Annotated in this window: 1 protein-coding gene and 1 pseudogene; both read left to right on the plus strand. The window is 58.2% G+C overall.

Annotated features, from left to right (window positions below; translation table 11 throughout):
- A pseudogene (locus OMK64_RS21615) lies at positions 1-256 on the plus strand (diaminobutyrate--2-oxoglutarate transaminase); the annotation flags it as partial.
- 82 nt (positions 257-338) lie between these two features.
- Positions 339-514: MbtH family protein (locus OMK64_RS21620; RefSeq protein ID WP_524536927.1), on the plus strand; the 176-nt coding region annotated here is incomplete at its 3' end.

Genomic DNA, 514 nt, shown 5'->3' on the forward strand with positions numbered 1-514 from the left:
TCGTAGGCTGATGCTAGGTGTCGAACTGGTCGACCCAGCTGGCCCACTAGACATTCAGGGTCATCCGCCCGTGCATCGCCAACTGGCGCCGTTGGTACAGCGTGAATGCCTAAAGCGCGGCTTGATCCTGGAACTCGGTGGTCGGCACGGCAGTGTGGTGCGTTTCCTGCCGCCGCTGGTGATCACGGCGGCTGAAGTCGACCAAGTGGCGGACATCTTCGGACGTGCGTTGGCGGCGGCGGTCGCCAGCCTCTAATTTTTTGCAGGCTTGGTACGTTTTTACAGATATCAGTGCTGCGCACGGTGCGCAGCCAGCCTTTTAGCGATGGAGAACAGCAATGACCTCAGTATTTGACCGCGACGACATCCTGTTTCAGGTAGTGGTCAACCACGAAGAACAGTATTCCATCTGGCCCGACTACAAGGCCGTGCCGGAAGGCTGGCGCACCGTGGGCAAGAGCGGCATGAAGAAAGAATGCCTGGCCTACATTGAAGAAGTCTGGACGGATATGCG

The organism is Cellulomonas fimi, from assembly GCF_028527925.1.
Lineage (GTDB): Bacteria > Actinomycetota > Actinomycetes > Actinomycetales > Cellulomonadaceae > Cellulomonas > Cellulomonas fimi_C.